This window comes from Candidatus Methylomirabilota bacterium, assembly GCA_035709005.1.
Lineage (GTDB): Bacteria > Methylomirabilota > Methylomirabilia > Rokubacteriales > CSP1-6 > 40CM-4-69-5.
In genome coordinates, this window is the sequence record DASTFB010000070.1 from 37,564 (window position 1) to 61,472 (window position 23,909).

Consider the following 23,909-nt stretch of genomic DNA (forward strand, 5'->3'; position numbering starts at 1 on the left):
GCCCCGCGCTCCTGGCACAATGATCATCGTGCGCAGCCTCCGATTGCTCTACCTCCTGCCCCTGCTCATCCTCCTGGCGGCGGGATGCGCGACGCGCGTCCATCCCCACGTGGTGCTGCCGCCGCTGCAGCTTGGTGAGCCGTCGTTCTTCCCGACGCTCGAGGCCTACTCCGCCGCGCCCATCGTGAGCGGCAACGCCGTCGACGTGCTCCTGAACGGGGACGACATCTTCTCGGCGATGTTCGAGGCGATCGGCTCGGCCCGGCAAACGATCACGTACGCCCAGTACTACTACGAGGACGGCGAGATCGCGCGAGCCCTGGCCGAAGTCCTGGCCGAGCGGGCCCGGGCCGGCGTGGGCGTCAATGTCCTGCTCGATGCGTTCGGCGCGGCGGGCATGCCCGGCGAATACGTCGACCTGATGAAGCGATCCGGATGCCACGTCGCCTACTTTCGGCTGCCCAAGCCCTGGCAGATCTGGCGCGCCAACAACCGGAACCACCGGCGGGTGCTGGTCGTCGACGGCAAGGTCGGCTTCACCGGCGGCTCGGGTGTCAGCGACAAGTGGCTCGGCGACGGAAAGCTGGCCAGCTTCTGGCGGGAGACCGACGTCCGCGTGCGGGGTCCCGTCGTCGAGTTCCTGCAGGGGGCATTCGCCGAGAACTGGCTGGAGGCCACCGGCATCGTGCTAGGAGGGGAAGCTTACTTCCCCCGCCCGGTGCAGCCGGTGGGCAACGTGTACGCTCAGATCGTGCGCAGCTCGCCGGCCGCCGGCACCTACGCCATCTATACGACGCTCCTGCTGGCCATCTCGGCGGCCCGCCGCTCGATCTTCATCACCAACCCATACTTCGTCCCCGACGACGCCATGGAGGAGGCCCTGGCGGCCGCGGTGAAGCGCGGCGTCCGTGTGGTGGTGCTCGTGCCGGGGCGCATCGATCACAACCTGGTCCGCCAGGCCAGTCGGAGCGGATACGGTCGGATGCTCAAGGCCGGCGTGGAGATTTACGAGTACCGGGCGGCGCTCCTGCACGCAAAGACCATGGTCGTGGACGGCGTGTTCGCCACGATCGGCAGCACGAACCTGGACAACCGCTCGTTCGCGCTCAACGACGAGCTGAACGTCGTCACCTACAGCCGTGCGGTGGGCCGCCGGATGGAGGAGATCTTCGAAGAAGACCTCACCCACGCCAGGAAGGTCGAGTACAGCACCTGGAGTCGCCGGGGGTTCATGGACCGTGTGCTGGAGAAGCTGACGATCCCGATTCGCCACCAGCTGTAGCTGGGTCACCCGGCGGTCGCCGCGACATCTCTTCTTTAGCCTGGAGGGGGCAGCGACTGCCCCCTCCAGCCCCCCCATTCGCGCGAGGCGTCACCCCCGGGCGCTGTGACCGAACGGTGTCGTCCGCGCTTATGCGCGGCGGCTGGAGAACGCGAGGCGGTAGAGCGCCAGCACGATGACGGCGCCGATCACGGCCATGATGAACCCGGCCGTCTCGCCCTCCCGGTACAGCCCCATCACCCGACCCACCCACCCGCCGAGCAGGGCGCCGACGATCCCGAGGACGATCGTGATGATGATCCCGCCGGGATCGCGCCCCGGCATGATGAACTTGGCGACGATGCCGACGACGAGGCCGAACAGAATCCACAGGATGATGTCCATCGCGAACTCCTTCCCGGGTGGAAATTACACCGACGGACATCGGCGTGCACAGCGGATGCCACCGTGCATTGTTGTAAAACTTACTCGTCTCGTCGTTGCCAGGCGGCTACGATCCCCCGTGCGCTGAAGGCGGTCAGGCCGATCAGAGGGATGGAGAGGACGGCCGGCAAGACGGCGTCCTCGAAGGGCAGCGTCATGGCGGCCCGGAAGACTTCCACCCCGAGAACATTGCAGACGAGAAAGAACGCAGCCCACAGTCCGATACGCATCAGGGCGTGACCTCCACCGTTGACGACGTCGGGTTCGAGACCGCCCCGCATCCTACGCCGCATAACGGGAGACGTGTAGGAAAATTCTTGGGTGACGGTTGGCACGGCCTTCGCTAGAGCCAGGGGCATGAGCTACTGCGCCGCGTGTGGGCTGCAACTGACCGGAGAGACGTCGCTCTGTCCGCATCATCACTGCGTCTACGGCGATGACTGGGCCGCGGCCAACCGGATCATGTGCGATTTCTTCCACCGAGGGAAGATCCCGCCGCGCCTGACCCGGCCCCAGCGCGAGGACGACTTCTGGCACGCCGCCGAAGCGGCCTGAGGCGCTAGCCGGCGACCGCCATTCGGCCCGGCGGCGACACCGGGGCGTAGAACGAAGGCTCACGGGCGCCGTCCAGGCATTGCCGGGTGAAGGCGATCAGGTGGTGGCTGACGACGGCGGTCTGGATGACCTGCTCGATGTCGCCACGACGGAGCAGCGGCGCGGCGAAGCGCCAGAATGTTCTTCGGTAGTCGCCGCGGACGCCGACCCGCCAGATCACCCGCCCCAGCACTCCGAGGCCCATGACCAGGTTGCGCCAGGAGCCACGGTGCGGGCTGGGCGGAAAGGCGATCCGGTTCGGGAAGGTATGGGCGACGTTGTGGGCGAACCGCGCATACACGGCGTCGGGCTCGTACACCGTCTGGATGCAGCGTAGCCAGGTGCCGAGCACGGTATCGTAGGGCAGCTTGAAGACGACGTTCGACTCCCGATCGCCGTCGGCGAGCAGCCGCCCCTCGGCCTGTAGCCGCCCCCACAGCGGGGTCTTGGGCAGGGCGTATAGCAAATTGATGGTGAGCACGGGGATGTGGGAGGCGCGCACGAACTCGATGAGGTGATCGGCCGTCTGGGGGGTGTCCGTGTCCAGGCCGATGATGATCCCCGACACGACCTCCAGGCCGTACCCGTTGAGCTTGGCCACCGCCTCCAGGATGGGCATGCGAAGGTTCTGATCCTTGGACATGAAGCGCAGCGCCGCCACCTCCGGCGTCTCGATGCCGCAAAAGACCGTGATGAACCCCGCCTCCCGCATGAGCGCCAGCACCCGATCGTTCTTGGCGATGTTCAGCGTCGCCTCGCACGCGAAGCGCACCGGGTAACGGTTGCGCTGCTGCCAGGCCACCAGGTGCGGCAAGAGCTCCTGGGTGGCCCGCTGGTTGGCGATGAAGTTGTCGTCGACGAAATAGACGGCGGTGGCGCCGCCGGCCACGAGCTGGTCCAGTTCGGCCAGGACCTGCTCGGGCTTCTTCAGTCGGGGGTTCCGTCCGTACAGGGCGGGGATATCACAGAACTCGCACGTGTAGGGACAGCCGCTGGAGAACTGGATGCTGGCGATGAAGTACCGCTGCACGGCGATACGGTCGTAGGCCGGGATCGGGAAGTCGGCGAGGGGCAGCCGCTCGCCGGTCTCGAAGCGCAGCTGGTGCTCGGGGCGGCCCCGGCTGCGGTCGATCCACTCGATCACCCGGTCGGTGGCGTCCCCGAGCTCTCCCAGATGCACGAGGTCGGCGTCGGGGTAGAACTCGGGACAGCTCGAGACCGACGGGCCACCCAGCACCACCGGCCGTCCCATCGCGTGGGCGCGAACGATGATGTCCTCGATGGCCCTGCGCTGGACGTGCATGCCGGACACCAGCACGGCGTCGGCCCAGCGGAAATCACGCGCGGCCGCCGGGGCCGCGTTCTCGTCGATGAAGCGGACCTCCCACGTGGCCGGCAGGTAGCTGGCCACCACCAGCAAGCCCTGGGGCGGCATGAACGCCCGGACCCGACGCCCGAAAAAGGGATAGGAGTGATGAAACGTTCCGAAGGACGGAGCGTAGCGCGGGGAAACACAGAGGAGGCGCCGGCGCGTGAGCGGGACGTAGCGCGTCCGCATATGGGCCTGGCAAGCATAACCCATTCACCGCCCCGACGCTCAGCACCGCGCGCGTGGGAAAATGGCTGGACGATCGGCTAGAATTCGGCGCGGAGGACGGCATGGATCTGCGCTCGGTGAAGGCGGTGGTGACCGGAGGCGCCTCCGGGCTCGGACGGGCGACCGCGGCCCGCCTGACCGCCGCCGGCGGCGGCGTGGGCCTGCTGGATCTGCCGACGTCGTCCGGAGCCGCCGTGGCCGGCGCGCTGGGAGCGCGAACGCTGTTCGCGCCGGCCGACGTCACCCGGGCCGAGCAGGTCGAGGCGGCTCTGGAGACGGCGCGGGCGCGCTTCGGCGGCCTCAACGCCCTCGTCAACTGCGCAGGCATCGGGACGGCCATGAAGACGCTGGGCAAGTCGGGACCGGCCAACCTCGAGGCCTTCACGCGCGTCATCCAGGTCAACCTGATCGGCACCTTCAACTGCATCCGGCTCGCCGCCGCGGTCATGGCGCGCAACGAGCCGTCGCCGGACGGTGAGCGCGGTGTGATCGTGAACACCGCGTCGGTCGCCGCCTTCGACGGGCAGATCGGGCAGGCGGCCTATTCGGCCTCCAAGGGCGGCATCGTCGGCATGACGCTGCCCATCGCGCGCGACCTGGCCGAGGCGGGGATCCGGGTCGTCACCATCGCGCCCGGCATCTTCGACACCCCCCTGCTGGGCACGCTGCCCGAGCCGGTGAGAGCCTCACTGGCCCGTCAGGTTCCCTTTCCGCAGCGCCTGGGCCAGCCGGATGAGTACGCCGCTCTCGTCGGGCACATCATCGAGAACGTGATGCTCAACGGCGAGACGATCCGGCTCGACGGCGCCATCCGCATGGCTCCCCGGTAGTAGAGCACGAGACTCCGCGCGCGAATGATCGCGACGCAGATCGCGTGACCGAGCGACCGCGCGCGCGGTTCCGGCGGGGCACGGGCGTGGCGACAGCCCGGGTGCCCGTGCCCTGTTGATGAAACATTCCCGGACGGTCGCCGAGGTCCGTTCGCCGCTCTCGGGGCGGATCCGCGTCGTCGAGGACCGGGCCGAGCGGCGGCTGATCGTGGCCGGGGACACGCTGTCCGTCTACCCGCTGAACGGCGACTGGTCCCGCCTGGACCGCGAGTACTGGGCGCGAGCGGTGGCGGGCGTCCCGCGACGCCGGCAGTCCACCGCGCTGCTGGTCGGCCTGGGGGGAGGCACGCAGGTGCATCTGCTGGCCGAACGTATCCGGCCGCGGCTCATCAGCGTGATCGAGCGAGACCCCACGATCATCCGGCTGGCCACCCGCTGGTTCGGGCTCGATGCGCGAGAGGGTCTGGAGTTCCTGTGCGGCGAAGCCGAACGCGTCGTCCCCTGGCTGGCCTCCACGCGGCGGCGCTTCCACTTCATCATGGAGGATGCCGCCTACGCCGGCGACGTCGCCGAGGCCCTGCCGCTGGCCCTCGGCCTGGCCGGTCTGGTCGCTCCCGATGGGCTGCTGGTGATCAACCGGCACCGGCGCCGCGGGGTGGACCGGCTGGCCGCGGCCCTGCGGCCGCTGTTCGCCGCGGTCACTCTCCGGCGCGTGCGTAGCGAGGGCGAGAACGTCCTCGTGTCTTGCGCGCGCCCGCGACGGCGTCAGCCGGCGGGCAGGCGCTTGTGACGCAGCCGATGCGGCCGCTCTGCTTCTGCGCCGAGCCGGCGGCGTCGGTCGGCTTCGTAGTCCGAGTAGTTGCCCTCCACCCACACGACCCGGCCTTCGTCTTCGAACGCCAGGATGTGGGTGGCGATGCGATCGAGGAACCAGCGGTCATGGCTGATCATGACGGCGCAGCCGGCGAACTCCAGGAGCGCCTCTTCCAGCGCGCGCAACGTGTCGACGTCGAGGTCGTTGGTGGGCTCGTCGAGGAGCAGGACGTTGGCACCGCTCTTGAGCACCGTGGCCAGGTGCAAGCGGTTGCGCTCGCCGCCCGAGAGATCCCCGACCCGTTTCTGCTGGTCGGGGCCCTTGAAGTTGAAGGAGGCGACGTAGGCGCGGGACGCCACACGGCGCCCGCCGAACGCGAGTTGCTCCTCGCCGCCCGAGATCTGCTCCCACACGGTCTTGGCGGGATCCAGCGCCTCCCGGCTCTGGTCGACGTAGGCCAGCTGCACCGACTCCCCCACCCGCAGCGTGCCGGCGTCCGGTTTCTCCTGGCCGACGATGAGGCGGAACAGCGTGGTCTTGCCCGCGCCATTGGGACCGATCACGCCGACGATGCCGCCCCGCGGCAGGCTGAACGACAGGTCGTCGATGAGCACGCGCTCGCCGTAGGCCTTGCTGACGTGCTGGGCCTCGATCACCAGGTCGCCCAGCCGGGGGCCTGACGGGATGGCGATCTGCAGCGCTTCGGTCCGGCGCTCCAGAGGCTCGTTCAGCATCGCCTCGTAGGCCTGCAGCCGCGCCCGGGACTTGGCCTGGCGCGCGCGCGGCGCCATCCGCACCCATTCCAGCTCCCGCTCGAGGGTGCGCTGCCGGGCGAGGTCCGCCTTCTCTTCTTGCTCGAGGCGCTGGCGCTTCTGCTCCAGCCACGACGAGTAGTTGCCCTCCCAGGGGATGCCGGCCCCTCGGTCCAGCTCCAGGATCCAGCCGGCCACATTGTCGAGGAAGTACCGGTCGTGGGTGACCGCCACGATGGTGCCGGCGTAGTCCTTGAGATAGCGCTCCAGCCAGGCCACCGATTCGGCGTCCAGATGGTTGGTGGGCTCGTCCAGCAGGAGCATGTCCGGGCGGGAGAGGAGCAGCCGGCACAGCGCGACGCGGCGGCGCTCGCCTCCCGAGATCGTGCTGACGTCCAAGTCTGGCGCTGGCGCGCGGAGCGCGTCCATGGCGAGCTCCACCGTGTGGTCCAGGTCCCAGGCATTGGCCGCGTCGATCCGATCCTGGAGCCGGGCCTGCTCCTCCAGGAGCTTCTCCATCGCCTCGCCGTCCAGCGGCTCGGCCAGGCGGGCGCTGACGTCCTCGAAGCGGTCGAGCAGCGCGCGAATCTCGGCCACCCCTTCCTCGACGTTGCCGCGGACGTCCTTGCTGGCGTCGAGCTGGGGCTCCTGGGGAAGATAGCCGATACGCAGACCTTTGGCCGGGAAGGCCTCGCCCAGGAAATCGCGGTCGACGCCGGCCATGATGCGGAGCAACGTCGACTTGCCGCTGCCGTTGGCGCCGATCACGCCGATCTTGGCGCCGTGGAAGAAGCTGAGCCAGATGCCGCGCAGGATCTCGCGCTTGGGCGGGACGACCTTGCGCAGATCCTTCATGACGAACGCGTACTCGCCGGCCACCTAGCCTCCCGCCACGAGGCGCCGATGCTCGGGCATCATACAGCGGTCCTGCACGACGCGAATGCCCGCGCGGGCCAGAAGCTCGGCGGCGCGGTCGTTGCGGATCCCGAGCTGGAACCACACCACCCGGGGCCGCCAGGGCAAGGCCAGGATCTCGCGGGCGTGCGCGGGCAAATGCTCGGACCGCCGGAAGACCTCGATGAGATCCACCGGTTGCTCGAGATCGCCCAGCGTCGGCACGACGGGACGGCCGAACAGCGCCCGTCCGGCGAGGGTCGGATTCACGGGGACGATGCGATAGCCCCGAGCGGCAAGGTACGCCGGCACATAGTGAGCGGGCTCGTCCGCCTGGGCCTTGGCGCCCAGCACAGCGACGGTCTTCACCTCGCCCAAGATGGCGCGCAACCCCTCATCCGTCGTCACCACGTTCCCCGTCCAGTCCGCCACGCCACCGATTCTAGCCCCACGCCGGGCCGAGCGCGCGTTCAGCCTCTGCTCGCGCCGTGCGACGACCCAACAATTCATGAACACCCACGCAGGCCCGGGCGGGCGGCGCTACACGATCGCGCGGAGGATCTGCGCGCCGAGCGCCTCGACGCGCCAGCGACGGACGCCCGGAACGCGCGCCAGGGCGTCGCCGCTGCGCGGTCCGGCCTCGGCGATGGGACGGATCAGACGATTGGGCAGCAGAACGCCCGGGTCGAGACCGAGCTGAGGGGCCGCCGTCACGCGCCAGGCCCGAAGCGCTTCGATCCGGCGCCGTACGCCGGCGGGAACCCCCGGCAGCCGAGGCGGGGGGGTCGTCGAGGGCAGCGCGCTCTCGGGCAGGGCCAGGGCAGCGGCGACCGCATCGACGATCGCCTGCCCCCAGCGATTCACCACGCGCTCCGTGCAGCCGGGCACGCTCGCCAGCGCCGACAGGGTCATGGGGGAGGCCTGGGCGATGGCGACCAGACTCGCCTCGGGCAGGATCTTAAACGGCGGCCGATCGGCGGCCAGGGACAGGCGCTCACGCAGCTCGTACAGCGCCCGGAGGACGGCCTGGCCCCGCGGGCTGAGGTCGCGGGCCCCCTTGAGGCGCAGGAAGGCCTGGGGATCGGGCACCCGCTCGGGGGCGGGCTCGGCAGCCAGCGCCGCGCATTCTTCTTCCACCCAGGCCAGCCGTCCCACTCGCCGCAGCTCCTCGGTCAGGCGGTCTTTGAGCGCCAGGAGATGCTCGACGTCGGCGACGGCGTAGCGCTCCTGCGCCTCGCTGAGCGGCCGGACCGACCAGTCGTCCTTCTGTCGCGATGGCGGCAGCTCGACGCCCAGATACTGCCCTAACAGGACGTCGAGCCCGAGCGCTCGGACCCCCAGGAACCTGGCGGCCAGCGAGGTGTCGAAGACGGCGGCGAAAGAAAATCCGAAGCGGCTCTTGAGGTGAACCAGGTCGTTGTCCCCGGCATGGAGCACGACCAGCGGGCGCGGAGCGGCGAACACGGGGGCCAGCGGCGCGAGATCGGTGAGGGCCAGGGGATCGACCAGCCAGGCTGCCCCGGTGCGGTCGGCGACCTGGATCAGCGCCAGGCGCTCGGGATAGTGGTAGAGGCTGTCGGCTTCGGTGTCGACGGAGATCTCCCCGACCTCACCCAGGCGGTCAGCCAGCTGGATGAGGTCGGGCTCGGTACGGACCCAGCGGAGAACGGCTATGCGCGACCTCCCCGGTGATTGTGCCCGCCCCGTGGGACGCGGTCAACGCCGGGCCTGTGGCGAGATCAGCTCAGCGGCGGCGGCCGGTCCAGGAGCGGTCGGACCACCGAGACCAGGTGAGCCTCTTCCACGGGCTTGCGCAGGAATGCCATGACGCCCGCCGCCTCGGCGACAAGCAGAGCCTCGGGCCCGTCGACGCCGGGGACGAGCGCGACGATGGGCACCGTGGCGCCGGCGGCGAGCGTGCGCAGACGCCGGGTGAATCCGAGCGCCCCGCTGCCCCGGAGCGCCAGGTCGACGAGCACCACGCTGGGCCACGTACGGCGGGCCAGCTCGATCCCGGTCTCGGCGGACTCGGTCATGAGAACCCGCGCCTCGGGAAAGAGATCGGCGAGCTGATCGCCCAGCGTCCGCCGCACCTCGGGATCGGCCTCCACCAGCAGGATCGACCGCATGCCCGGAGTGTACCTCCGGCCGGAAGGCCGGCCGGGGCCTCAGGCGCCCGGTGCCAGCTCCGTCTCGGCGAGCCAGTCGGGAAGGCGGCCGGTGCGGCGCAAGCAGTCCAGCACTCTGGCCGGGCTTCCCAGCTCGCCCCACCCGGTGCCGGCGACCGGCAAGGTCAGGAGCCGGCCCGGAAGGCGAGCCAGGACCTGCTCGGAGAAGCCCAGGGCGGGAGCGTTCGCGTAGACGGCCTCGCTCACCAGGGACTCTCGTGGTCCGCCCAGGGCACGGGCGAGGGTGGTGAAGCGTCGGGTCAGCCCCGGGATCGCCGACCCCAACAGCGCCAGGAACCCCGGCACCGAGCCGACCATGACGAAGCTGTTCCACAGGCATCCACGTCGAAACAGCCTCCGGGCCAGTCCGGCGCCCGGCTTCTCCCAGAAGCGATGGATACGATGGACAGCCGTCCCGTTGACGGGAAGCGGCTTCGGCGCCGGCTGGATCCAGCCGTACTCGGGCTCGGCCCGGGACGGCTGGATGCCCAACACGACGACGTGTTCCGGAAACAACCGGGCCGCCTCGATCGCGTGCTGAACGTGGCGCATGAACGCTCGATCGTCGCTGACCTCGTGATCGGTAGGGAACACGGCCACGGGCACGTCGCCCGCAAGATTGCGCACGGTGAGCACGGCGTAGAGAATCGCGGCGGCGGTCCCGCGGTTGGCCGGCTGCACGACCAGGCGGCCGGGAAGCACGGTAGGACGAGATCGCCGAAGTAATCGGCGTGGTGCCGGGTGACGACCACGACCTGCCGATCGGGCCGGACCGCCAGGGTGACCCGGCGGCGCGTGCGTTCCAGCAGCGTGTCGCCTCCCAGGATGGCGCAAAACTGCTTGGGCCGGCCGTCCCCCGCGATGCGCTCGGTCAGCGGACGCAGCCGCTGTCCGTCGCCGCCGGCGAGCAAGATGGCCCAGGGATCGTGACCATGAGCGAGCACCGCGTCGCAGAGCACGCAACTCCGATGCCGCGCGAATCGCGTGGGTCAGCCGATGCTCCGACCGCCCGTGGGAAACGAACTGCCCAGGCTGGGGAGAAACATCGTCGCGTCGGGCCCCCACGCGCGTGGTAGGATGCAGCCCGCCGCGGAGGCGATCATGACGAGGCGTCTGGAAATCGTGCACCACGCCGATCGGCGGACCGACGTGGCGATGCCGTATGCGCCCGGGCTGGTGGTTCGCCGCGGGCGGCTCCTCTTCCTGTCCGGCGTGACCGCGGCGCCGGTCTATCACAGCCACCCGCACCGCGACGAGGAGTTCGACCTGCCCGCCACGATGCACGAGCAGGCCGTCCTCACCATGGAGAACGTCCGCAAGACGCTGGAGGCCGCGGGGGCAGGCCTGAGCGACATCGTCTCGGCGACGCGGTACCTCATCGACGTGAGCGAGCAGGACGACCTCAACCGGGTCTGGGCCAAATACCTGGGCGACCATCTGCCCGCGACCACCACCGTCGAGGTGTCCCGGCTGGCCACTCACGCCCGCTGCAAGGTCGAGATCAGCGTGATCGCCGTCGTCGACGATCGCCCGGCCCGTCGGCGGCGCGGCGGCCGGCGGCGCGCCCCCTCCGGCCGGCGCTGACATGGCCGTCCTGGGCTTCGTCGGGCTGGGCGCGATGGGCAGCCGCATGGCCCAGCGCCTGCTGGCCGCCAAGCACGAGGTGGTGGGCTACAACCGCACCCCGGACAAGGCCCGCAGCCTCGTCGCGGCGGGGCTCCAGCTCGTGCCCACCCCGCGTGCCGCCGCCGAGGCGGCCGAGGTCGTGTTCAGCATGGTCACCGACAACACCGCCCTGCGGGCCGTGGCGCTGGGCGAGCGCGGCATCGTGGCCGGGCTCAAGCCCGATGCCGTGTACGTCGAGATGAGCACGGTGAGTCCGGCCGTCACCCGCGAGATCGGGGAGGCGGTCGCCGCCCGCGGCGCGGTGATGCTGGACGCCCCGGTCTCCGGCAGCACCATCACGCTGGAACGGGGCCAGGCCTCGTTCATGGTCGGCGGCGACCCCAAGGCGCTGGACCGCGTGCGGCCGTACCTGCTCGACATCGGTACCGCTGTCACCCACGTCGGCCCCCTCGGGCTGGCCAAGACCATGAAGGTGGCGACCAATCTCGGGCTCGCCGTCCAGATGCTGGCCTTCAGCGAGGCGGTGTTGCTGGCCGAGAAGTCGGGAATCCCTCGGGACGTCGCGGTGGAGGTGCTGTTCAAGTCGGTGGTCGCCTCGCCGATGGTGAAGTACCGGGGCCCGTTCGTGGTGGGTCAGATGCCGCGGGAGGCGTGGTTTCCTGTCCCCATGATCCAGAAGGACGTGCAACTGGCGCTCGATCAGGGCCGCGCCGTCGGCGTGCCCCTGCCCACGACGGCCCTGACCCAGGAATGGCTCACCATGGCGCGTGGCCTGGGGCTCGGCGACTACGACTTCGGCGTCCTGTTCGACGTGCTGGCCGACCTCAGCGGCCTTCCCCGCAGCGCCAAGCCCTCCGAGCTACCCTAGCTTCTCCCGCAGCCAGTCCGCCACGAGCGGACGGTACTTGTACGGGATGTTGTTGCAGACGTGGTTGCCGTCCGGGTACATGACGAGCTCCGCCTTCGGGGCCTCGGCGGCCAGGCGCTCGGCGTGCTGATAGGGAATCAGCCGGTCCAGCTTGCCGAAGACCACCAGCAGGGGCTGCCTCACCCGGCCGGCGACACCCTCGAGATCCAGGCGCGCGGCCCGGGCCCGCGCGTCGGTCTGGTCGCGGGCGCCCGAGTGATAGGTGAAGGTCTCCCGCGTGATGGGCGGCAGATCGTCCCACAGCGGCGCGAAGCCGTACGGGCCGCCCAGGGCGGCGACCGCCCGCAAGCGGTCCTCGAACGCCGCTGCCCGCGGGGCATAGTACCCGCCCAGGCTCACGCCGGCGGCGCCGATACGCTCGAGGTCCAGGTCGCGACGGCCCTTGACCGCGTCCAGCATGGCGCTGACCGCGACCTCGTAGTCGTGACGGATGTGCGTGCGGTAGCCCGTCTCACCCTGGCCCGGGCCCTCCATCGTGAGCGTGGCCATGCCGCGGGCGAGGAACACGTTCTCCCAGTTGAAGAACTCCTCCTTGGCCGAGTCCAGCCCGGGGATCAGCAGCACGAGAGGGGGCCGCGCGGCAGCGGGCGGGCGGCGAAGGTTGCCGACCATGACGGCGCCGTCGAAGCCGACCTCCAGGCGCTCGGCGCCGGGGTCCAGGTGGCGGTGGGCCGCGTAGAGGCTCGAGACGGCGCGGTCGGCAGCCGCGCGGTGTCGCGCAGGATCGACCATCCACACGAACTTGGCGAAGTGATAGCAGAGCGCAGCCCGGACCCAGGCCTCGCCGGCCGTCCGCGTCCGCCCTCTGACCTCGGCCTCCCGCGCCAGGCCGGCGTGCATGTCCCCGATCTGGCACCACGCCGGCAGCCACTGGTCCCAGCGCTCGAGCCCGGCGGTCGTCGCGACGAAGTCGTTGTAGTCGACGCCCTGGGTGACGAAGCGCGGGGCCCAGTGCTGCAGCGCCGCCTGGATGCGCGCGTCAGGCATCGGCCTCTCCCTGGGCCGCCCGCCAGGGACGGCCGAAGCGGTCTTGATAGACGAAGTCGTCCAGCGGCCGGGGATTCCGGGGCGGGCGTTCCGCGGGCACGCCGAAGGGCATGACGCCGATCAGATCCCACGCTCGGGGACAATCGATGAGCGTCTTCACCTGTTCCTCGACCCAGTGTGTGACCAGAGTCGTCCCCAGGCCCAGTCCGTGGGCCATCACCGCCATGTTCTGAGCGGCCAGGCCGCCGGCGTGCATGTGAGTGGCCTCGCCGTGGATGTGGGGTCCGCCTCTGGTAGGGTCGCTGATGAGCGCGATCGCCAGCGGGACTGCTCGCCAGTCGGGATGCTCGCCGGCGCTGCCGCGGTAGGCCGGCACCCAGTGCGCCGAGATCTCCACGGACTCGCGGGCCAGGTCGCCCAGGCGGGCCAGCCGGGCGCGGTCGCGCAGCAGGACGTAGCGCACCGGCTGGAAGTTGCCCGCCGAGGGCGCCCACTGGCCCGCCCGCAAGATCTCGACGACGCTGGACATCGGCACCGGCTCGTCGCGGAACCGGGTGACCCACCGAACGCCGGTGACCGTCTCCAGCAACTCGGGCACCCGGCCGTCGCTCCCACCGTCGGCGGCCAGCGCGGCCGGGGCGGGGGCGCGGTACCGCTCCTCGGCCACGAGCTCGGCGAGCGGCAGCCGCGTGAGCGAGGCGGCCAGCACTTTGGGGTTGGTGCGGCGCAGATCGGGCCAGCCCACGCCCATCACGCCGATGGTGTCCCAGGAAAAGGGCACGTCGAGCAGCCGCTTGAGCTTCTCCTGAGAGAAGTGGCTGTACATCACCAGCGCCATTCCGTAGGCGCGGGCGGCCAGCGCCAGGTTCTCCGCCGCCGCCGCGGCGGCGAGATGATGATTCCAGTTGTTGTGGATGTGGGTGGGCCCCGCGCCAGGATCCGCGCAGACGGCGATGCAGAAGGGCGTCGCCGTCCAGTGCTGAACGTAGCCGCGCAGACCGGCCGGGCGGAAGAGACCTTCCCAGTGATTGGAGATGGCCTTCGACTCCCGGGTGAGGGCGAACAGCCGGCGCTTGAGGTCGGGATCGTCCAGGACGATGAGGCGCACCGGATCGCTGTCCGCGGCCGTCCAGCCCCAGCGGGCGGCGTCCAGCACGCCGGCCCGCGTGGGGCCGGCGACGGGGCGCCGCAGGAACGTCCGGAAGGTGCGCCGGGTGAGCAGCCCGGCCCGCACGTCGGGCCGGGGGTCCAGCCCGACGTGGGGCGAGGCCAGCAGGAGCGAGGGATCCTCAGGCAAGGTGCTCGGCCATGAAATCCGCGACCAGCGGCCGGTACTTGTAAATGATGTTGTTGCAGACGTGGTTGCCCTCGGGGTAGCACACCCACTGCTTGGGACCCTGGGCGGCCTCGTACGTGCGATACGCCTCGGCGGGCGGGATCAGATTGTCCAGCTCGCCGTGGACGACCAGCAGCGGCGCCGTGATGTTCTTGGCGACGTCGCGGAGCGTGGCCCCCTTCGACTTGAGCCGCACGTCGGCCTCGTCCTTGGCCCCCCAGATGTGACACCACCGCTGCAGATGGAACTCGCTGGCCAGCCGGCGATCCTCCAGGCTGTGCAGGCCGCCGCACGAGGCCGCCGCGCGCAGGCGATGCTCGAAGGCGGCGCAGCGCGGGGCCAGGTAACCGCCCAGGCTCACCCCGCAGATGCCGACGCGGGTGCCGTCGACGTCGGCGCGGGTGAGCAGCCAGTCGATGGCCGCGGTGGCCGTCACCTCGAAGTCCACCCGCATCTTCATGGCAAACCACGTCTCGCCCTGCCCGGGACCGTCGAGCGTCAGGGTCGCCAGGCCTCGGCTCAGGAAGAAGCGCTCGAACGTGGCGTGCTCCTCCTTCGCCGAGTCCAGGCCGGAGAGGAACAGCACGACCGGGGGCCGGGCCACGCCGCGCGGCCGGCGCAGGTAGGCGGGCATGGTGATCCCCTCGAGCGGAACCTGCACGCGCTCGCCGGGGGGATCGAGGGCCGCCAGCGCCCGCCCGTAGCACTCCACGCGCTTGCGGTGGCCGGCCGTGTATTCGTCCAGGTCGTGCACCCAGCAGAAGACGGCGAAGTGATAGGCGATGGCCGCCCGATAGTAGGCCTCGCCCGCGGTGACGGTCCGGCCTCGGCCCGCCGCCTCCAGGGCCAGTTCTTCGTGCTTGCGGCCCAGGCCCATCCACGCGTCGTACCACTGCGCCCACCGCTCCAGCCCCTCGACCGTCCACTGGTAGTCGTTCATGTCGACGCCGTTGTTGACGATGCGGGGCTTCCAGCTCGTGATCACCTGCGTGACGACTGCGTCGGGCATCGCTAGGCTCCTTCGGTCAGAAGTTCGGGACGTCCTGCGTCATTGGCTCCGGCGCAGGCGGGGATCGTAGGCGTCGCGCACGCCGTCGCCGAGCAGGTTCACCCCCAGCACCGTGATGAAGATGGCCAGCCCGGGGAAGACCGACGTCCACCACGACGGCGTCATGTACGGCCGCGCCTCGTTGAGCATCAGCCCCCAGGTCGGGACACTGGGCGGCACCCCGAGGCCGAGGAACGAGAGGGAGGCCTCGATGAGGATGATGGTGGCCAGCGAGAACGTGCTCACCACGCTGAGCGAGGCCACCGTGTTGGGCAGGATGTGTCGCACCAGGATGCGTCCGTGGGAGACGCCCAGGGCCCGGGCCCCCGTCACGAAGTCCCGCTCGCGCAGGGAGAGCACCTCGTTGCGGATCACCCGGCAGTAGTGGATCCACCGGTTCAGGCAGATGACCAGGATCAGGATGATGAGGTTCTGACCGAACAGGGCCATGACGACCAGGGCCAGCAACACGAACGGGATGGTGAGGAAGACCTCCACCATCTTCATGATGACCAGGTCGACTCGCGCCCCGTAGAAGCCGGACAGCAGGCCCAGCGCCGTCCCCACCAGCCCGGAGATGATGAGCGCGATGACACCCACCAGCACCGAGATCCGGGCGCCGTACAACACCCGGCTCAGGATGTCGCGCCCGAGGTGGTCGGTGCCCAGCAGATTGGCCGCGCTGCCCCCGGTCAGCCACGCCGGCGGCGTGAGCCGCCGGGCCAGGTCCTGGGCGGCCGGTGGCGTCGGCGCCACCAGCGGCGCCAGCACGGCGGCGATCAGGACCGCGCCGATCAGGACGCCGCCCACCGCGCAGCGCAGGAGGCCCGGGCGCAGATACCAGGCGGGACGATGACGGACGACGACGTCCTCGGCCCGCCAGGTGGCGACGCCGGCCGTGGTGGTGACGGCGGCGTCGGCGTCAGTCATAGCGCACCCGCGGGTCGATCCAGGCCGCCAGGATGTCCACGGCCGTGTTGACCACGACGACGAGCACGATGAACACCAGGACGATGCCCTGCACGAGCGGGTAGTCGCGGTTGGCCACGGCCTGCACGGCCAGCCGCCCGATCCCCGGCCAGGCGAAGATCGTCTCGATGATGACGGAGCCCGAGAGCAGGAACACGAACAGCAGGCTCCAGGCCCCCAGCATCGGCATGAGGGCGTTCCACACGGCATGCCGGGTGATCACCGCCACCTCGCGCAGACCCTTGGCCCGCGCCGTGCGCACGTAGTCCTCCTGCATGACCTCCAGGAGGTTGGAGCGCATGAGGCGGCTCTGAAAGGCGATGCCCGGCCCCGACAGGGCCGCCGCGGGCAGGATCAGATGTCGGACCGCGTCCCAGAAGGCGGCGCCGTTCAGCGTAAGGGCGCTGTCGAGCAGGTGCAAGCCGGTGATCGGCGTGAGCGACACCGTCTCCGACAGGCGGCCGGCCACGGGCAGCAGCTGCAAGCCACCGCCGATCAGGAGGATCAGGAGCAGCGCGAACCAGAACGCCGGCATGGCGACACCGCAGACCGCCACCGCCATCAGCGCCTGGTCGAGCAGGCTGTGGGCGCGGGCCCCCGCCACGATACCGAGCAGCAACGAGATCACGATGACGAAGAGCAAGGCCAGCCCACCCAGCTCCAGGGTGGCCGGGGCCCGGGCCGCGATGAGGCCAGCCACTGGCTCGTCGAAGTAGAGGGAGCGCCCCAGGTCCCCCCGGACCAGGTTGCCGACGTAAGCCAGGAACTGCACGGTCACCGGCCGGTCCAGCCCCCACTGCCGGCGCGCCTCGGCGCGCTCCGCGTCGGTGGCATCGGGCGGTACCAGCTGGTCCGACGGGTCTCCCGGGGCCAGATGCAACAGGGCGAAGATGAGCACCGTGATGAGGACCACGTTGACCAGGCTGGCCCAGAGCCGGGTGGCGAGGAAGCTCGACATTATTCATCGGAGGGGGCGAGACGCCCCCTCCGATACCTCCCCGATTCGCGCCAGGCGCGACAGCGCGCGTGTCTCACCCGCACCTGTTCTCATCGGAGGGGGCGAGACGCCCCCTCCAATGCCTCCCCGGTTCGCGCGAGCTGCGACCGCGCGCGTGTCTCACCGGCGGATCCGGACCCGCTTACGCGAGGTCCATCTTGCCGAACCAGACGTACTCACCGGCGTTCGGGATCCCGGCCGGGATCACCACGTGCTTGCGCGCCGCTACCGTGTACTGCGGGTTGTAGAGCGGTACCGCCGGGCTTTCCTCCTGGAGCAGCCGCATGAGCTGCCGATTCAGGGTCTGGCGCTTCTTGGCGTCGCCCTCCACTTCCTGCTGGTCGAACAGCGCGTCCGCGGCCGGGATGCTGTGCTTGGAGCGCCGGTCGCGACCCGTCCGGAAGTAGGTCTGGATGAACGCCGAGGCGTCCTCGGCCACGTTGCCGTAGGAGATGAAGTACATCGGCATCTCGCTGGCGAACCACATGCGCCGGAACACGCCGGCCTCCACCGACTTGATGTTCAGGCGCACGCCGATCTTCGCCAGCTGCTCGCCCATGGCCTGGGCCATGGGCCGGTATTCGTTGTAGGAGCCGAAGTCGTAGAAGTCGATGTCGACGCCGTTGGGATAGCCGCCAGCCGCCAGCAGTTTCCTGGCCCGCGCCGGGTCGTAGGGCACCGGCTTGAGGTCCGGGTCGTACGTCATCACCTGGGTCGGCCCCACCATCTGGCTGAGCCGGTAACCGCGTCCCTCAAGCACGGTCTTGAGGATCGTGTCCATGTCGACGCCGGCGTGGATGGCCTGGCGCACTTCTTTCTTCTGGAGCGGCGGCACGATGGGGTTCATGAACAGCATGTGGATGCGGGCGGCCCGCACGGCGTGGAGCCGGATGTCCGGGCTGTTTTCCAGCTTGCCCACGTCGAAGGCGGGCACCTGGGCCACGGCGTCCACCTGGCCGGCCCGCAGGGCGGTGATGCGCGCAGTGGAGTCCTGGATCGGGCGGTAGATGATGCGGTCGATCTTGGCCTTGGGCCCCCAGTAGTCGGGGTTCTTCTCCATCACCAGGCGCTCGTCGCGCGCATACTCCGCGAACCTGTAAGGGCCGGTACCCAGCATCTTCTTGTGCGCCTCGTCGAAGCCGACCTTCTCGCCCAGCGCCCGGCTCATGATGGGTGGCCGGGACTGGAGGTAGGAGAGCAGCCCGGGCACCGGATCGCCGCAATCGCAGACCACCGTGAGCTTGTCGCGAACGGTGATCTTGTCGATCATCACCACGTTGGCTTTCTGGCGGAAGGCGCTCTTCTCCTTGGCCACCGCCTCGAGGGAGTACTTCACGTCCTCGGCGGTCAGCGGCGAGCCGTCGTGGAAGCGCACGCCGTCGCGGACCGTGAAGATCCAGCGGCGGGCCTTGTCCTCCACGGTCCAGGACTCGGCCAGGACCGGCTCGAACACGCGCTTGGCGTAGTCGAAGCGGATGAGCGGCTCCTGGATGTGGTTGTCGAGCGTCTCGAAGACGGCGTGGTTCACGAAGTAAGGATTGAGCTGGCCGATGTCCTCGTTCTTGCCGTACACGAGCTGCTTGCGGCCGGTCTGCGCATGGACCGGGTGCCGCACGGCGAGCACGAGGGCGGCGGCGCCGGCGCCGCGCTCGAGGAACTGGCGCCTGGAGATCCTGGTCGTCATGGCGGTCTCCTCACGCGGTCGACCTTGGTGGGCGACCTGCGAATGGCCCCACTATCACCCGGCGGCGATCTTCGTCAAGTGCGCCCGCTTCAGCGAGGCACCAGCGTGGCCTGCCCGCGGGCGGCATCGACGGTCAGGGTGAACCGGTCGAGGACGTCGCGGCCCAGCAACCCGTCCACTCCGTCGACACCTACGTCGAGCACGATCACGGGGAGCGGTCCCACCCGCGTTCCCGCCAGCTCCAGGCGCTCGACCACTGCCTCGCCGGCAGTCGCGCTGCCGGCCACGCCGAGCACGCGGACGGCCCGCCCCTGCACCGCGGTCAGCCCGGCCCGGGCCAGCGCGTCGGGCGAGATCACCGTGCGGTCGGCGCCGGTGTCGACCATCAGCACCAGCGTGGCCCCGTTGAGCGAGACGGCGACGTTGATGGGGCCGCCCGCCGTGAAGGGAACCGGGGCGCTCTCGACGGGGGGCCCGGACGCGGCCGCCGGTCGCGGCGCCGGGCTGCCGATGTCGGTGGCGGCGTGCCGGTCGGCCGGCGGGATCGTCGCCGGATCGTTCGTGTAGCGCACGACGCCCTGGGCGTCCGTCCACCGATAGAGCTGGGCCGCTGCCGGCCCGGCCCTGGCGGCCAGCAGGATCAGCAGAACTCCGACCAGCAACCGCACGACGCGGGGGCCAGACAGGAACTCAAAGGCCGCACGCACGCTCAGATTGTAATCCCGAACCAGGCGGGTAGCTTCGCGGCTCGCGTCAGCGGACCACGGCGGTCAAGAGGCGGATGGCAGCCCGCTACCGCCCAGCGCCTTCCGAATCGCGCCGATCAGGGACTCCTCATCGAACGGCTTTCGGAGGTACCCGACGGCTCCCGCCCGGCGGGCCCGCTCGCGCGTGGGCGCATCATCGTGGGCGGTGATGAAGACGACAGGGATCTGTGCTCCCGCGGCGACGAGCTGATCGTTCAACTCGAACCCGCTGAGCCCTCCGAGGTGGACATCGAGCACGAGGCAATCGGCGGCGCCGGGGTGCTCGGATTCCAGGAAGTCTTCCGCCGAGGAGAACACCCCCACGGTGAACCCGCTGGCCAGGAGCAGGCGTTGCAGCGCGCGCAGGAGTGAGGCGTCGTCGTCGATCACGTACACCAGGGCTGATCGCCCGGGATCGGACGACGACGCGCGACCGGAGCGGATGTTGGTGGCCACCGGCGGTCTTTCCTTACTCTCGGGTATCCCGAGCCTCGGTACAACCCAACTGTAGGCCTCGCGGTGATCGCCTGGCTATGGGGCTTTCGTCCCATGCGCCCGGGGCAACTCCAGGCGCTGGGCAGCAGGCGGGCCGCCTGAGCGTTGGCGAGGACGGCCGCCAGCGGCTGGTTGATCTCGTGCGTCAGTGACGCCGCCAGCTCGCCGAGCGTGGTGACGCGTAGGGCGTGGCTCAGCGCCTCGCGCTGCCGCCCGGCTTCCTCCTCGCTCTCCAGCACAGCCGTCTCGGCGCGCCGGCGGGGGCCAGGGCGTTCCCGAAGACCTCGGCCTGGAGCTGGAGCCGGTGAACGAGCTCGTCGGGCCACTGGCGCTCGGCGCGGACCGTGCTGAATGCGAGGACGCCCACGGCGGCCGCGCCGACGCGCAAGGGCATCGCCGCGAGGGATCGGGTACCGAGCTCGGCGAACCTGCGGCGGTCACTGTGCGCCTCGACGGGGAGGTCCTCCCGACGCGAGAAGCGGATCACGTCCCCCTGGAGCAGCCTCGACAGCATCCAGGGAAATTCGCTCAACTTGACCGACGTCGGGATCGGCGCGATGTCGGGGGCGGTCGCCGAGTGCATGACCAGGGCGACGTCTCGCTGGACGCCCAGCTCGGCCAGGGCCGCCCGATCGAGTCCGAGATGCGCCACGATACGGGCCAACCCCGCTTCTTCCAGGATGCCTTCAACGAGTTCGGCGTGCGGATCACGGCTCCCGCCTTCGAATCGCAGCCGGATCAGGCGGTCGTCGTCCCCACGTTCAGATGGTTCGCGGCCCCGGCCACGCCCCCCCGGGACGGCCACGAGAGTTCTTCCTCCGGCCCTTACTCGTCCACGGACATCGTCACCGGCTCGCCGCCGCCGTAGAAATACGCGCCGCGTCCAGCGGCGCCGCCGACCACGGCGATGTCGTAACAGGCCGGATCCTCCACGACCGGCAGCGGCAGGGCCGGATGCTCGCGCAGCCAGCCGAGCTCGGGATGGGACACCGCCATCGCCTTGGGCTCCTTGGTGAGCATCAGCGTCCGGAACGGCAGCCGCGCCGCCCGGTAGAGGGCCTCCTGGATCTGGCGACGGCCCCAGCCGGCTTTGGCGAAGACGTGGGCGTGCTCGGGACAGATGAAGAGCGTGTTGTGCTCTTTCTCCTCGGTCTTGTAGCGCGGATCGGCGCGCCGGCCGATGAGCCAGAGGCCGGTGCCGACCTGAGCCACGTTCGCGGCGGCGGTGGCGAAGACCTCGATGAGGGCCTCGGGCGTCGTGGATTGAAAGTCGTGGAGCTCGCACATCCCGTAGACGAAATGCACCGTCACCGTGCTCGCCTCGGTCGGGAAGCCGCGCGCCACGTGGTACGGCTCCCACGGGCTCTCACGCTCGTTCTCGGCGCAGCAGAGGCTGTACTTGAGGGGTGAGCCGATGGTGTCCATGTCGCTCACGCCGACATAGGTGTGGCCCACGTTCATCATGACGAGCCGCACGGCGCGGCCCAGCACGGTGTTGGCGGCCGAGGGCGCGCCGGGGCCCAGGGCGCACATGCCCGCGTTGAGGCCGGCCCGCCGCCCCTGGGGACCGTTGACGAGCACGAGCGGGGCGTGGGGCCCCGTCGACATCGCCTTGTTGCGGATGTACATCTTCGGCTCGGCCAGGCACCGCACGGCCGCGATCAACAACGGCAGGTGCTCGGGCGCGCAGCCGGCCATGACTGAATTGACGGCCAGCTTCTCGACGGTGGCGATCCCGAACCCCGGCTCGAGGACGGCGACCTGGTCGCCGGGGGCGCGCCGGGTGCCCCCGAGCATGGCCGCCACCGCGCGCTCGGTGGGAGCGACCAGCGGGAACCCGTCGGACCAGCCTCGGGACAAGAAATCCCGGTTCATGGCCTCCCACGCGGCCAGGGCGTCCTCGCCTTCGTAGGCTAACCGGGTTTCGGCGGGCTTCCGCTCGACCGCGGCGGGCTCGGCGACGGGCGTGGTGAGGCCGCGCAGCACCTGCTCGAAGGCCGCGTCCACCATCCGGTGGACGGCTTCAGGCGTCTGGTTGGTGAAGGGCAGCGGCACCACGGCCAGCGGCAGCCCGGGCAGCCCCAGCGTCGCCGCCGTGCCGTGGGCGTCGTGGACGAAGTGCTGGGCCGTGAAGATGACGGTCGGGATCCCCCGCCGCTCCAGCTCGATCATGTCGTGGACACCCCACGACGTGCAGGACCCTCAGTCGTTGGTGGTGCCCACCACGGCGTTGACCTCGGCGGCGATGCGGTCGGCGTCCTCGGCGGTGCAGTGGCGCATGAGCCAGCCCACCGAGCCCGTGTAGCGCTTGAACTTCACCCCGGGGAACTTCTCGCCCAGCAGCTGCTCGGTCCGGTCCAGGGCGAAGTCGCCGCCGGCCTTCATGTTCCAGTAGAGCCCGACGGTCACCCCCGTGAAGTCGCGCAACCGCGGCGCCGGCTTCACGGAGAACTCCACCGCCTTCGCCAGGGGACTGAGTATTTCGAGTCGTGCCATGGAGTGCCTCCCTCCTTGGAGCCGACCGGCGCTAAATTAGATAATTACCTTCTTGGCGCGCAGCGCGGCGATCTCGTCCTTCGAGTAGCCGTGCTCGCCCAGCACCTGGTCGGTGTGCTCGCCCTGCAGCGGGGCCGGGCTGCGCACGCCGACGCGCATGCCGGAGAACGTGAGCGGCGTGCTGACTACCGGGATGTCGCCCAGCTTGGGGTGGGCGACGCGGGCGATCAGGCCCGCTGCCGCCGTCTGGGGATCGTCCATGACCTGGTCCACCGTGTTGACCGGCGTGGCCGGCACGCCGGCCGTCTCCAGGAGCTTGAGCAGCGGCTCCCGGTCTTGCCGGGCGATCGCCTCCTCCAGGGCGGACTCCAGCTCGCGCCGATGCTTGACCCGTTCGATGTTGGTCGCGAAGCGGGGGTCCGTCGCCATCGATTCGAGCCCCAGGGCCAGGGCCAGTCGCTGCCAGAAGCGGTCGTTGGCCCCGGCGATGAAGATCCACTGCCCGTCGCGGCACCGGAAGTTGCGATAGGGCGACAGTGAGGGATGCGAGGAGCCCAGCGGTCTGGGCACTGCGCCCGTGAGCAGATAGCCTTCCGCGTGGTAGTTGAGCAGATTCACGGCCGTGGCCAGCAGCGAGCCGTCGACGCGCTGGCCGAGCCCCGTGCGCTCGCGGTGCAGGAGCGCGTTCACGATGCCGTAGGCGCAGAAGATGCCGGTGGTCAGGTCCAGGAAGGACACGCCGCAGCGCACGGGCGAGCCGTCCGGCTCCCCCGTGATCGACATGATGCCGCTGAAGGCTTGCATGAGGGCCTCGTAGCCCGCCCCCTCGGCTCGCGGCCCCGTGCGGCCAAAGGCGGAGATCGAGCAATACACCAGCCGTGGGTTGAGCGCGGCCAGGGTGTCGTAGCCGACGCCGAACGACTCCATGGCGCCGGTCCGGAAATTCTCGATCAGCACGTCGGCCCGTCCAACCAGGCGCTTGAGCACCTCGACACCCTCGGGCGTCTTCAAGTCGAGCGTCATGTCGCGCTTGTTGCGGTTGATGACGAGATAGGCCGCCGACTCCCCCTCCTTGTGCGGTGGCCACGTGCGCGACTCGTCCCCGCTCGCGGTGTCCTCGACCTTGACGACGTCGGCGCCGAGGTCGGCGAGCAGCATGGCGCAGAAGGGACCGGCCAGCACGCGCGAGAGATCGAGCACCCGGACGCCGGTGAGGGACAGGGGGGGAGCGGTCATGTGCGCT

At 70.2% G+C, this 23,909-nt stretch carries 26 protein-coding genes; 6 read left to right on the top strand and 20 right to left on the bottom strand.

The window, feature by feature from the left end:
- The first annotated feature begins 28 nt into the window (after nt 1–28).
- A complete protein-coding gene (gene cls / locus VFR64_10815; GenBank protein ID HET9490230.1) occupies nt 29–1,282 on the top strand; it encodes a cardiolipin synthase in 1,254 nt (417 codons plus the stop codon).
- Between the two features lie 129 nt (nt 1,283–1,411).
- Here the strand turns inward: cls and VFR64_10820 are convergent, their stop codons facing one another.
- Complete coding sequence (locus tag VFR64_10820) at nt 1,412–1,666, bottom strand: GlsB/YeaQ/YmgE family stress response membrane protein (protein ID HET9490231.1); 255 nt, start codon at nt 1,664–1,666, stop codon at nt 1,412–1,414.
- An 80-nt stretch (nt 1,667–1,746) separates the two neighbouring features.
- Entirely contained in the window at nt 1,747–1,986 is a 240-nt protein-coding gene (locus VFR64_10825) for a hypothetical protein (GenBank protein HET9490232.1), read from the bottom strand.
- 76 nt (nt 1,987–2,062) lie between these two features.
- On the opposite strand from VFR64_10825, the gene VFR64_10830 reads away from it, so the two are divergent.
- A complete protein-coding gene (locus VFR64_10830) occupies nt 2,063–2,260 on the top strand; it encodes a hypothetical protein (GenBank protein HET9490233.1) in 198 nt (65 codons plus the stop codon).
- A gap of 4 nt (nt 2,261–2,264) precedes the next feature.
- Here VFR64_10830 and VFR64_10835 read toward each other — a convergent pair whose 3' ends face one another.
- Nucleotides 2,265–3,857, bottom strand: coding sequence for a B12-binding domain-containing radical SAM protein (locus VFR64_10835; protein ID HET9490234.1), 1,593 nt, complete (start codon nt 3,855–3,857; stop codon nt 2,265–2,267).
- Between the two features lie 101 nt (nt 3,858–3,958).
- Here VFR64_10835 and VFR64_10840 point away from each other — a divergent pair, with 101 nt between their 5' ends.
- Both VFR64_10840 and VFR64_10845 read left to right on the top strand, forming a co-directional pair.
- Complete coding sequence (locus VFR64_10840; protein HET9490235.1) at nt 3,959–4,726, top strand: 3-hydroxyacyl-CoA dehydrogenase; 768 nt, start codon at nt 3,959–3,961, stop codon at nt 4,724–4,726.
- Nucleotides 4,727–4,844: 118 nt separating this feature from the next.
- Complete coding sequence (locus tag VFR64_10845; protein ID HET9490236.1) at nt 4,845–5,516, top strand: hypothetical protein; 672 nt, start codon at nt 4,845–4,847, stop codon at nt 5,514–5,516.
- On the opposite strand, the gene ettA is transcribed toward VFR64_10845, so the two are convergent.
- The 5 genes from ettA to VFR64_10870 form a co-directional block, all read right to left on the bottom strand.
- Complete coding sequence (ettA, locus tag VFR64_10850) at nt 5,492–7,171, bottom strand: energy-dependent translational throttle protein EttA (GenBank protein ID HET9490237.1); 1,680 nt, start codon at nt 7,169–7,171, stop codon at nt 5,492–5,494. The genes VFR64_10845 and ettA overlap by 25 nt on opposite strands.
- A complete protein-coding gene (locus tag VFR64_10855) occupies nt 7,172–7,618 on the bottom strand; it encodes a CoA-binding protein (protein ID HET9490238.1) in 447 nt (148 codons plus the stop codon). It abuts the gene before it with no gap.
- 108 nt (nt 7,619–7,726) lie between these two features.
- Nucleotides 7,727–8,860, bottom strand: a complete 1,134-nt coding sequence (locus VFR64_10860) for an HRDC domain-containing protein (protein HET9490239.1) — start codon at nt 8,858–8,860, stop codon at nt 7,727–7,729.
- A 65-nt stretch (nt 8,861–8,925) separates the two neighbouring features.
- The gene (locus VFR64_10865) at nt 8,926–9,315 is read right to left on the bottom strand and encodes a response regulator (protein HET9490240.1); all 390 of its coding nucleotides are present in this window, start codon (nt 9,313–9,315) and stop codon (nt 8,926–8,928) included.
- A gap of 39 nt (nt 9,316–9,354) precedes the next feature.
- Nucleotides 9,355–10,056, bottom strand: a complete 702-nt coding sequence (locus VFR64_10870) for a sugar phosphate nucleotidyltransferase (protein HET9490241.1) — start codon at nt 10,054–10,056, stop codon at nt 9,355–9,357.
- Nucleotides 10,057–10,455: 399 nt separating this feature from the next.
- On the opposite strand from VFR64_10870, the gene VFR64_10875 reads away from it, so the two are divergent.
- Both VFR64_10875 and VFR64_10880 read left to right on the top strand, forming a co-directional pair.
- The gene (locus VFR64_10875) at nt 10,456–10,938 is read left to right on the top strand and encodes a RidA family protein (protein ID HET9490242.1); all 483 of its coding nucleotides are present in this window, start codon (nt 10,456–10,458) and stop codon (nt 10,936–10,938) included.
- 1 nt (nt 10,939) lies between these two features.
- Nucleotides 10,940–11,848, top strand: coding sequence for an NAD(P)-dependent oxidoreductase (locus tag VFR64_10880; protein HET9490243.1), 909 nt, complete (start codon nt 10,940–10,942; stop codon nt 11,846–11,848).
- On the opposite strand, the gene VFR64_10885 is transcribed toward VFR64_10880, so the two are convergent.
- From VFR64_10885 to VFR64_10940, 12 genes are all read right to left on the bottom strand, one after another.
- Nucleotides 11,840–12,895 (bottom strand): alpha/beta hydrolase, encoded by a 1,056-nt coding sequence (locus VFR64_10885; protein ID HET9490244.1) that lies wholly within the window; start codon nt 12,893–12,895, stop codon nt 11,840–11,842. The two genes, VFR64_10880 and VFR64_10885, sit on opposite strands and share 9 nt — an antisense overlap.
- Nucleotides 12,888–14,192: a nitroreductase family protein gene (locus VFR64_10890; protein ID HET9490245.1), complete on the bottom strand. Its 1,305-nt coding sequence runs from the start codon at nt 14,190–14,192 to the stop codon at nt 12,888–12,890. Before VFR64_10890 ends, VFR64_10885 begins: the two co-directional genes overlap by 8 nt.
- Entirely contained in the window at nt 14,185–15,240 is a 1,056-nt protein-coding gene (locus VFR64_10895) for an alpha/beta hydrolase (protein ID HET9490246.1), read from the bottom strand. Before VFR64_10895 ends, VFR64_10890 begins: the two co-directional genes overlap by 8 nt.
- A gap of 39 nt (nt 15,241–15,279) precedes the next feature.
- Nucleotides 15,280–16,209 carry an ABC transporter permease gene (locus tag VFR64_10900; GenBank protein HET9490247.1) on the bottom strand — a complete coding sequence of 310 codons (930 nt, stop codon included), beginning with the start codon at nt 16,207–16,209 and terminating at the stop codon, nt 15,280–15,282.
- Complete coding sequence (locus VFR64_10905) at nt 16,202–17,206, bottom strand: ABC transporter permease (protein ID HET9490248.1); 1,005 nt, start codon at nt 17,204–17,206, stop codon at nt 16,202–16,204. The genes VFR64_10900 and VFR64_10905 overlap by 8 nt, the downstream gene beginning before the upstream one ends.
- 181 nt (nt 17,207–17,387) lie before the next feature.
- Complete coding sequence (locus tag VFR64_10910; protein HET9490249.1) at nt 17,388–18,929, bottom strand: ABC transporter substrate-binding protein; 1,542 nt, start codon at nt 18,927–18,929, stop codon at nt 17,388–17,390.
- 89 nt (nt 18,930–19,018) lie between these two features.
- Nucleotides 19,019–19,636: an aspartyl protease family protein gene (locus VFR64_10915; protein HET9490250.1), complete on the bottom strand. Its 618-nt coding sequence runs from the start codon at nt 19,634–19,636 to the stop codon at nt 19,019–19,021.
- 63 nt (nt 19,637–19,699) lie between these two features.
- Nucleotides 19,700–20,131 carry a response regulator gene (locus tag VFR64_10920; protein HET9490251.1) on the bottom strand — a complete coding sequence of 144 codons (432 nt, stop codon included), beginning with the start codon at nt 20,129–20,131 and terminating at the stop codon, nt 19,700–19,702.
- Nucleotides 20,132–20,363: 232 nt separating this feature from the next.
- Nucleotides 20,364–20,834 carry a GAF domain-containing protein gene (locus VFR64_10925; GenBank protein ID HET9490252.1) on the bottom strand — a complete coding sequence of 157 codons (471 nt, stop codon included), beginning with the start codon at nt 20,832–20,834 and terminating at the stop codon, nt 20,364–20,366.
- 161 nt (nt 20,835–20,995) lie between these two features.
- Nucleotides 20,996–22,342, bottom strand: coding sequence for a hypothetical protein (locus VFR64_10930; protein HET9490253.1), 1,347 nt, complete (start codon nt 22,340–22,342; stop codon nt 20,996–20,998).
- 30 nt (nt 22,343–22,372) lie between these two features.
- Nucleotides 22,373–22,666 (bottom strand): hypothetical protein, encoded by a 294-nt coding sequence (locus tag VFR64_10935; protein HET9490254.1) that lies wholly within the window; start codon nt 22,664–22,666, stop codon nt 22,373–22,375.
- Between the two features lie 36 nt (nt 22,667–22,702).
- Nucleotides 22,703–23,902 (bottom strand): CaiB/BaiF CoA-transferase family protein, encoded by a 1,200-nt coding sequence (locus VFR64_10940; protein ID HET9490255.1) that lies wholly within the window; start codon nt 23,900–23,902, stop codon nt 22,703–22,705.
- Between the last annotated feature and the right edge of the window lie 7 nt (nt 23,903–23,909).